Origin of the sequence: Phenylobacterium sp. (genome assembly GCF_004799395.1) — a bacterium.
In the GTDB taxonomy this organism is placed as follows: domain Bacteria; phylum Pseudomonadota; class Alphaproteobacteria; order Caulobacterales; family Caulobacteraceae; genus Phenylobacterium.
This window is the reverse complement of sequence record NZ_SSMZ01000033.1, coordinates 1-8072: the sequence shown is the minus strand read 5'-3', so window position 1 is coordinate 8072 and position 8072 is coordinate 1. Positions and strand designations below refer to the sequence as shown.

7 protein-coding genes are annotated in these 8072 nt (G+C 67.3%); all 7 read left to right on the top strand.

All coding sequences use genetic code 11. The features are described 5' to 3' along the window. Nucleotides 1-556, top strand: a 556-nt coding sequence (locus tag E8A12_RS02615) for an NAD(P)-dependent oxidoreductase (RefSeq protein WP_293366201.1), incomplete at its 5' end; no start/stop codon positions are given. Between the two features lie 18 nt (nucleotides 557-574). After that, nucleotides 575-937 (top strand): VOC family protein, encoded by a 363-nt coding sequence (locus tag E8A12_RS02610; protein ID WP_293366200.1) that lies wholly within the window; start codon nucleotides 575-577, stop codon nucleotides 935-937. A 47-nt stretch (nucleotides 938-984) separates the two neighbouring features. After that, the gene (locus E8A12_RS02605) at nucleotides 985-1956 is read left to right on the top strand and encodes a metalloregulator ArsR/SmtB family transcription factor (RefSeq protein WP_293366202.1); all 972 of its coding nucleotides are present in this window, start codon (nucleotides 985-987) and stop codon (nucleotides 1954-1956) included. Beyond that, nucleotides 1953-2909 (top strand): methylenetetrahydrofolate reductase [NAD(P)H], encoded by a 957-nt coding sequence (gene metF, locus E8A12_RS02600; protein ID WP_293366199.1) that lies wholly within the window; start codon nucleotides 1953-1955, stop codon nucleotides 2907-2909. Before E8A12_RS02605 ends, metF begins: the two co-directional genes overlap by 4 nt. Next, entirely contained in the window at nucleotides 2906-3967 is a 1062-nt protein-coding gene (locus E8A12_RS02595; protein WP_293366198.1) for a homocysteine S-methyltransferase family protein, read from the top strand. Before metF ends, E8A12_RS02595 begins: the two co-directional genes overlap by 4 nt. A gap of 117 nt (nucleotides 3968-4084) precedes the next feature. After that, nucleotides 4085-6751: a methionine synthase gene (gene metH / locus E8A12_RS02590; RefSeq protein WP_293366197.1), complete on the top strand. Its 2667-nt coding sequence runs from the start codon at nucleotides 4085-4087 to the stop codon at nucleotides 6749-6751. Nucleotides 6752-7110: 359 nt separating this feature from the next. Next, nucleotides 7111-8056, top strand: a protein-coding gene (locus tag E8A12_RS02585; protein ID WP_293366196.1) for an IS630 family transposase whose coding sequence is annotated in 2 segments (ribosomal slippage) — nucleotides 7111-7446 and nucleotides 7448-8056 — 945 coding nt in all. Because the reading frame shifts where the segments join, the coding sequence is not laid out codon by codon here. Nucleotides 8057-8072 lie beyond the last annotated feature (16 nt).

The following is an 8072-nucleotide window of genomic DNA, read 5'->3' as shown; positions in this document are numbered from 1 at the left end:
GGAACGGATCGGCTCGCAGCCTAGCCTGGGCGGACGGACGCTGGGCGTCGTGGGCCTGGGCCATATCGGCGCGGCGGTGGCCGTGCGCGCCGAGGCGCTGCGGCTTAACGTGCAGTGGTGGGGCCCGCGGGCGAAACCGGGCGCGGCCTGGCCGAAAGCGGAGAGCCTGCTGGCCTTGGCTCAGGCCAGCGACATTCTGGTCGTCTGCGCCCGCGCCGAGGCCACCAACCGGGGCATGGTTTCGCGTGAAGTGATCGAGGCGGTCGGACCACAAGGGATGATCGTCAATGTCGGCCGTGGGCAGTTGATCGACGAGGACGCGCTGATCTCGGCGCTGAAGGATGGCCGCCTATGGCGCGCGGCCCTCGACGTTTTCGTCCAGGAACCGACGCCGGCGGAACGCTGGGCCGATGTCCCCAACGCGGTCCTGACCACCCACTCCGCCGGAGCGAGCAACGAAGCGTTGCCCTTGATGGTCGCCCAGGCGATTGACAATGTGCGGCGGTTCCTGGCCGGCGACGAACTGGCGAGCCCTGTGGCGGCGGTTGACGGCTAGGACAAACGGGAGGGATGCATGGCCAAGGTGCTGGGTATCGGTGGGGTGTTCTTAAAGGCGGCGGATCCGAAGGCCGTGCGGGAGTGGTACGCCCGCGTCCTGGGCTTCGATGTCACCGCATGGGGCGGCGTGGTGTGGCCGCACCCGACCGTTGGCAAAACCACCTGGAGCGTCTTTCCGTTGGAGAGCGATCACTTCGCACCGTCGACCGCGCCCTTCATGATCAATTTCATCGTCGATGACCTAGAGGGCCTGTTGGCCAGGGCTCGGGCTGAAGGCGTCGAGCCCGTGAGCGAGTCGGCCAGCGATGGATTTGGTAAGTTCGGCTGGCTGATGGACCCGACGGGGGTGAAAATCGAGCTTTGGGAGCCGGCCAAGTAGGCGCTCTTAACTTGACATAAAGACATAAAGATATCTTTATGCGCTCCATGACTTTGTCATCGAGCCAGGCTGTCGATGTGCTGCGCGCCGCGGGCGAACCCTCGCGCCTGCGCATCCTAGCACTTTTGGCGCGCGAGGAACTGGCGGTGCTGGAAATCTGCCGCGTGCTGGACCAAAGCCAGCCGCGCGTCTCCCGCCATCTGAAGCTTCTGGCCGAGGCGGGCCTGGTGGAGCGATTCCCGGATGGCGCCTGGGTGTTCTATCGCCTGACCGGCGACGGCGCCGCGGCCGCCCTGGTGGCCGAAGTGCTGGGCGCCATCGATCCCGCCGACTCGGCCCTGTACCGCGACGCTGAACGGCTGTCGGCGGTGTGGGCCGAGCGCGCCACCGACGCCGGCGAGTACTTCGCCCGCAACGCCGCGCGCTGGGACGAGATCCGCTCGCTCTATGTATCTGACGCCGACGTCGAGGCCGCGATCCTGGCGGCGGCCGGACCCGGGCCGTTCAAACGGCTGGTGGACCTGGGCTCGGGCACGGGGCGGATGCTGACCCTGCTCGCGCCCCACGCGGAGGCGGCGCTGGGCCTGGACCTGTCGCAGCAGATGCTGAACCTCGCCCGCAACCGCGTGACCGAGGCCGGGCTGGAGGGTTGCGAACTGCGTCACGGCGACATCTTCGCCACCCGCCTGCCCGGCGAGAGCGCCGACCTGGTGGTCGTGCATCAGGTGTTGCACTATCTGGCCGATCCCGCCGCGGCGGTGAAAGAAGCGGCGCGGATCGTGGCGCCGGGCGGCAAGTTGATCATCGCCGACTTCGCCCCGCACCGCCTGGAGTTCCTGCGCGAGCAGCACCAGCATCGCCGCCTGGGCTTCGCCGAGCCGGAGATGGCCCGCTGGCTCACCGGCGCGGGGCTTTCCAAAGTCCGGATCACCGCCCTGCCGCCGACCGAAAAGAACGGACTGACCGTGATGATATGGACCGCCGAACGCGCTCGCGAACGGCAAAGGCAAGCCGCATGAGACGCCGAAGGACAGACCTGGGCGACGCCGTTTTGGGCCCCATCGCCCGCGCCGGCATCGGTGCGGCGGCCAAGCCGCGCGTCTCCTTCGAGTTTTCCCCGCCCAAGACTCCGGAAGCGGAGGAGACCCTGTGGGAGGCGATCCGCCGCCTGGAGCCGCTGGACCCGACCTTCGTTTCCGTCACCTATGGCGCCGGCGGCTCGACCCGCGACCGCACCCACCGCACGGTGCTGCGGATGCTGAAGGAGACGACGCTGAAGCCCGCCGCGCACCTGACTTGCGTCGAGGCCAGCCGCGTCGAGGTCGACGAGGTGATCCAAGACTATTGGGACGCCGGCATCCGCCACATCGTAGCCCTGCGCGGCGACCCGCCGGGCCAGATCGGCGGCGCCTACACACCCCGCCCCGACGGCTACACCAACGCCACCGAGTTGACCGCCGGCATCCGCGCCATCGGTGACTTCGAGGTCAGCGTGGGGCTCTATCCGCACGTCCATCCGGAGAGCCCTTCCATTGACCACGACATCGACGTTCTGAAGGCCAAGGTCGATGCTGGCGCCACGCGGGCGATTACGCAGTTCTTCTTCGACCTGGATGGGTTCCTGCGGTTCATGGAGCGGGTCCGGAAGGCTGGCGTGACCATTCCGATCTCGCCCGGGATCATGCCGGTCACGAACTTCAAGGGCCTGAAGAAGATGGCCGGGCCGATGGGCGTCGCGTTGCCAGGGTGGCTCGGCAACCTGTTCGACGGGCTGGACAAGGATCCGGAGACGCGGCGGCTGCTGGCGTGTTCGGTGGCGACGGAGATGTGCGCGCGGCTGGCGGAAGAGGGCTTTTCCGACTTCCACTTCTACACGCTGAACCGCGCCGACCTTACCTATGCAATCTGCCGCGTGCTGGGCGTGCGCGAGCCTGAGACACCCCAAGCCCTTGGCAAGGAGGCCGCCGCATGACCCGGAGCGAACGAATCGCGGCGCTGAAGGCGGCGTCGAAGGAACGCGTCCTGATCCTCGACGGCTCGTGGGGGGTGATGTTCCAGAAGCGCGGTCTGTCGGAGGCCGACTACCGCGGCGAGCGGTTCGCAGACTACGAGGGCCAGCTGAAGGGCAACAACGACATCCTTTGCCTGACGCGGCCGGATATCGTGGGCGAGCTGCACGACGCCTATTTCGCCGCCGGCGCCGACATCAGCGAGACCAACACCTTCTCGTCGACCTCGATCGGCCAGGGCGAGTACGCCCAGGAAGCCGCGGTGCGCGACATGAACCTGGCCGGAGCGCGGATCGCCCGCGAGGTCGCCGACCGCTGGACGGCCAAGGAGCCGCACAAGCCCCGCTTCGTGGCCGGCTCCATCGGGCCGTTGCCGGTGATGCTGTCGATGAGTTCGGATGTGAACGATCCCGGCGCGCGCAAGGTGACCTTCGAGCAGGTCTACCAGGCGTACCGCGAACAGGTTCTGGCGCTGCACGACGGCGGCGTCGACCTGTTCCTGATCGAGACCATCACCGACACGCTGAACTGCAAGGCCGCGATCAAGGCGATCCTGGACTTGACTGACGAGGGCTACGAGCCCCTGCCGATCTGGATCTCGGGCACCATAACCGACCGCTCGGGCCGCACGCTGAGCGGCCAGACGGTGGAGGCCTTCTGGAACTCGGTGCGCCACGCCAAGCCCTTCGCCGTGGGTTTGAATTGCGCGCTGGGCGCCGAGCTGATGCGCCCGCACATCGCCGAGCTTTCCCGCATCGCCGACACGCTGGTCTCGGCCTACCCCAACGCCGGCTTGCCCAACGCCATGGGCGAGTACGACGAGACCCCGGACGAGACCGGCCACATGCTGCACGACTGGGCCGAGCAGGGGATCGTCAACATCCTGGGCGGCTGCTGCGGGACGACGCCAGATCACATCAAACACGTGGCCGACGCGGTGCGGGGGCTCAGCCCCCGGCCGATCCCGGAGCGCCCGACGGCCATGCGGCTGGCGGGGCTGGAGCCGTTCGAGCTTGCCTAGTCCGCTCATCCCCGCGAAGGCGGGGATTCATTCGGGGCCTGGGGACGGCGCCGCGATTCAAGATTGCAGTCAGCCTGGATCCCCGCCGTCGCGGGGATGAACGGTTTGTAGGAATAGATGCGACCTATCTTCATCAACGTCGGCGAGCGGACCAACGTCACCGGCTCGGCCAAGTTCAGGAAGCTGATCGAGGACGGGGCCTATGGCGAGGCGCTGAGCGTCGCGCGCCAGCAGGTGGAAGCCGGCGCCCAGGTCATCGATGTCAACATGGACGCCGGGCTGCTCGATTCCGTCGAGGCCATGAAGACCTACCTCAACCTGCTGGCCGCCGAGCCGGACATCGCCCGCGTGCCGGTGATGATCGACTCGTCGAAGTGGGAGGTGATCGAGGCGGGCCTGCGCTGCGTGCAGGGCAAGGCGATCGTCAACTCGATCTCCATGAAGGAGGGCGAGGCCAAGTTCATCGAGCAGGCCAAGGCCTGCCAGCGATATGGCGCGGCCGTGGTGGTCATGGCCTTCGACGAGGTGGGGCAGGCCGACACCGCGCAACGCAAGATCGAGATCTGCACGCGGGCCTACAAGCTGCTCACCGAGCAGGTGGGGTTCCCGGCCGAGGACATCATCTTCGACCCCAACATCTTCGCCGTGGCGACCGGGATCGACGAGCACAACAACTATGCGGTCGACTTCATCGAGGCCTGCCGGGCGATCAAGGCGACCCTGCCGCACGCGCGGATCTCGGGAGGCGTCTCCAACGTCTCGTTCAGCTTCCGCGGCAACGAGCCGGTGCGCCGCGCGATCCACTCGGTCTTCCTCTACCACGCCATAGCCGCGGGCATGGACATGGGCATCGTCAACGCTGGCGAGCTGCCGGTCTATGACGAGATCCCCGAGGAGCTGCGCGAGGCGGTCGAGGACGTCATCCAGAACCGTCCGCAGCGCGACGCGACGCTGACCAACACCGAGCGCCTGGTGGAGCTGGCGCCCAAGTACAAGGGCGGCAAGTCGGAGGCCAAGGGCCCGGACCTGACCTGGCGCGAAGGCACGGTCGAGCAGCGCATCACCCACGCCCTGGTCAACGGCGTCACCCAGTTCATCGAGGACGACGCCGAGGAGGCCCGCGCCAAGGCGGCCCGGCCGCTGCACGTCATCGAGGGCCCCTTGATGGATGGCATGAACGTGGTCGGCGACCTGTTCGGCTCGGGCAAGATGTTCCTGCCGCAGGTGGTCAAGTCCGCGCGCGTGATGAAGCAGGCGGTCGCCTATCTGATGCCCTTCATGGAGGCCGAGAAGGAGGGCAAGCCCAGAGAGGCGGCGGGCAAAATCCTGATGGCCACCGTCAAGGGCGACGTCCACGACATCGGCAAGAACATCGTGGGCGTGGTCCTGCAGTGCAACAACTACGAGGTCATCGACCTGGGCGTCATGGTCCCGGCCGACCGCATCCTTGACGAGGCGATCGCCCAGAAGGTCGACATGGTGGGCCTCTCCGGCCTGATCACCCCGAGCCTCGACGAGATGGCCTATGTGGCCGGGGAGATGGAGCGGCGGGGGATGAAGATCCCGCTGCTGATCGGCGGCGCCACCACGTCGAAGACCCACACCGCTGTGAAGATCGAGCCCAAGTACAAGGGCTCCCAGACCACCTACGTCCTCGACGCCAGCCGCGCCGTGGGCGTGGTCTCGGGCCTGCTCTCGCCCACCGAGCGCGACCGGCTGATGGCCGAGACCAAGGCCGAGTACGTACGCGTGCGCGAGGCCTTCGCCCGCGGCCAGGACAAGCGCGCCCGCTCGACCCTGGACGAGGCGCGCGACAACGCCTTCACGCCGGACTGGACGACCTACGATCCGCCGAAACCATCCTTCGTCGGCACGCGGACGTTCGAAGCCTATGACCTGGCCGACCTCGCCCGTCACATCGACTGGTCGCCGTTCTTCGCCAGTTGGGAGCTGATCGGGCGATACCCGCAGATCCTCGAGGACGACGTAGTCGGCGAGGCGGCGCGTGACCTCTACAAGGACGCCCTGGTCATGCTGCAACGGATCATCGGCGAGCAGTGGTTCGAGGCCCGGGGCGTGGTCGGTTTCTGGCCGGCCAATTCCGACGGCGACGACGCGGTGCTGTGGACCGACGAGACCCGCACCGTCGAGCTCGCCCGGCTACATAGCCTTCGCCAGCAGATGGCCAAGGACAAATCCCAGGCCGATGGCGGCCGCGCCAATGTGGCGCTCGCCGACTTCATCGCCCCCATCGGGACCAAGCCCGACTGGATCGGCGGCTTCGCGGTCACCGCCGGCCATGGGGAGGCGGAGATCGCCAAGGCCTTCAAGGACAAGGGCGACGACTACTCCGCGATCATGGCCGCGGCGCTCGCCGACCGCTTGGCGGAGGCCTTCGCGGAGGCGCTGCACCGGCGGGTGCGGACGGAGCTCTGGGGCTATGCGCCCGACGAGGCCTGGGACATCGACCAGATGATCGCCGAGCAGTACCGCGGCATCCGCCCGGCGCCGGGCTATCCCGCCCAGCCCGACCACACGGAGAAGGGGACGCTGTTCCGCCTGCTGGACGCGGAAGCCGCCACGGGCCTGAACCTCACCGAGAGCTACGCCATGTATCCGACGGCGGCGGTCTCAGGCCTCTATTTCGCCCACCCGGAAAGCCACTACTTCGGCGTCGGCCGGATCGAGCGGGATCAGGTGGAGGACTATGCACGGCGCAAGGGATGGCCGGTGAGTGAGGCCGAGCGGTGGCTGGGGCCGATCCTCAACTACGACGCGGGGTAGGGGGGGCGGTCATCCGCAGCAGAGCCGAAGCCATCGCTGAGGAATTAGGGCGTGTGGTGAATTCCAACGGCTTCCATTTCTGATTTACCTTCAGTGTGACGCTCACCTGCGATTGCGGCGCGGCGCTGACTTTTGCGCGGTCGGCTACGCGCCGCTCCGCCGATCCTTGACCCGGCCGGACGCCAGAGCTTTGGGCTTGGCATGGGCATAAGGGCGGGTGTGGCTGGGCTCTGCCTCCCGCCGCTTCGCGGGGGAGCTAGAGCGTTCGACCGCTGAGATGAATCGAATGTGATCGGCCGGGAGATTCCCTGACTTTTGCGGATGTGAGTCCCTGGGATCGGGTGATTCTGGAGGGTCTCATGGGAGCGGCGCGTTCGAAGGATCTTCGCAGTCGTGTGGTGGCTGAGGTTGCGGCGGGGATGTCGCGGCGACAGGCGGCGGTGCGGTTCAAGGTGAGCGCGGCGTCGGCGGTTCGGTGGGTTGCGCTGGAGGCCGAGACGGGGAGCGTTGATCCTCGGCCGCGGGGCGGCAAGAGCCGCTCGCCGTTAGAGCCGCACGCGGCCTGGCTGCTGGCGCTGAACGCGGGCGAAGGCGACCTGACCCTGGCCGAGATCGTGCGGCGGCTGAGCGAAGAGCTTGGGGTCGAGGTCACCGAGACGTCGGTTCGGCGGTTCTTCAAACGCCACAAGATCACTTATAAAAAAAACTCTGCACGCCAGCGAGCAGACGCGGCCCGACGTGGCCGAAGCGCGCGAGCGCTGGAAGGCCAGCCAGGCGAGCCTTGATCCCCGCAAGCTGGTCTTTGTCGACGAGACCGGGACGAACACCAAGATGGTCCGCGCCTACGGCCGTGCGCCCAAGGGCCAGCGGCTACTCGGCCGCCAGCCCTTCGGGCACTGGAAGACCACCACCTTCACAGCCGGACTGCGCTGGGATGGGATCACCGCGCCCTGGGTGCTGGACGGCGCCATGAACCGCGACGCCTTCCTGGTCTATATCGGCAAGGTGCTCGGCCCGACCCTCAGGACGGGAGACATCGTGGTCATGGACAACCTGCCGGCCCACAAGGGCGACGCGGTTAGGAAGCTGATCGAGGACCGGGGCGCCAAGCTCATGCTCCTGCCGCCCTACTCGCCAGACCTCAATCCAATCGAGCTGGCCTTCTCAAAGCTCAAGGGGCTCCTGCGCAAGGCCGCCGAGCGCACCGTGGGCGGCCTCTGGGATCGCATCGGCCACGTGCTCGACGCCTTCACCCCGCAGGAATGCGCCAACTATTTCCGCCACGACGGCTATGCATCAACTTAGATGTCGAATGCTCTAG

What these genes read in the sequence shown, in the direction of transcription:
- E8A12_RS02610 (WP_293366200.1), top strand. Translation starts at nt 575, where the DNA reads ATGGCCAAGGTGCTGGGTATCGGTGGGGTGTTCTTAAAGGCGGCGGAT.
- E8A12_RS02605 (WP_293366202.1), top strand. Translation starts at nt 985, where the DNA reads ATGACTTTGTCATCGAGCCAGGCTGTCGATGTGCTGCGCGCCGCGGGC.
- metF (WP_293366199.1), top strand. Translation starts at nt 1,953, where the DNA reads ATGAGACGCCGAAGGACAGACCTGGGCGACGCCGTTTTGGGCCCCATC.
- E8A12_RS02595 (WP_293366198.1), top strand. Translation starts at nt 2,906, where the DNA reads ATGACCCGGAGCGAACGAATCGCGGCGCTGAAGGCGGCGTCGAAGGAA.
- metH (WP_293366197.1), top strand. Translation starts at nt 4,085, where the DNA reads ATGCGACCTATCTTCATCAACGTCGGCGAGCGGACCAACGTCACCGGC.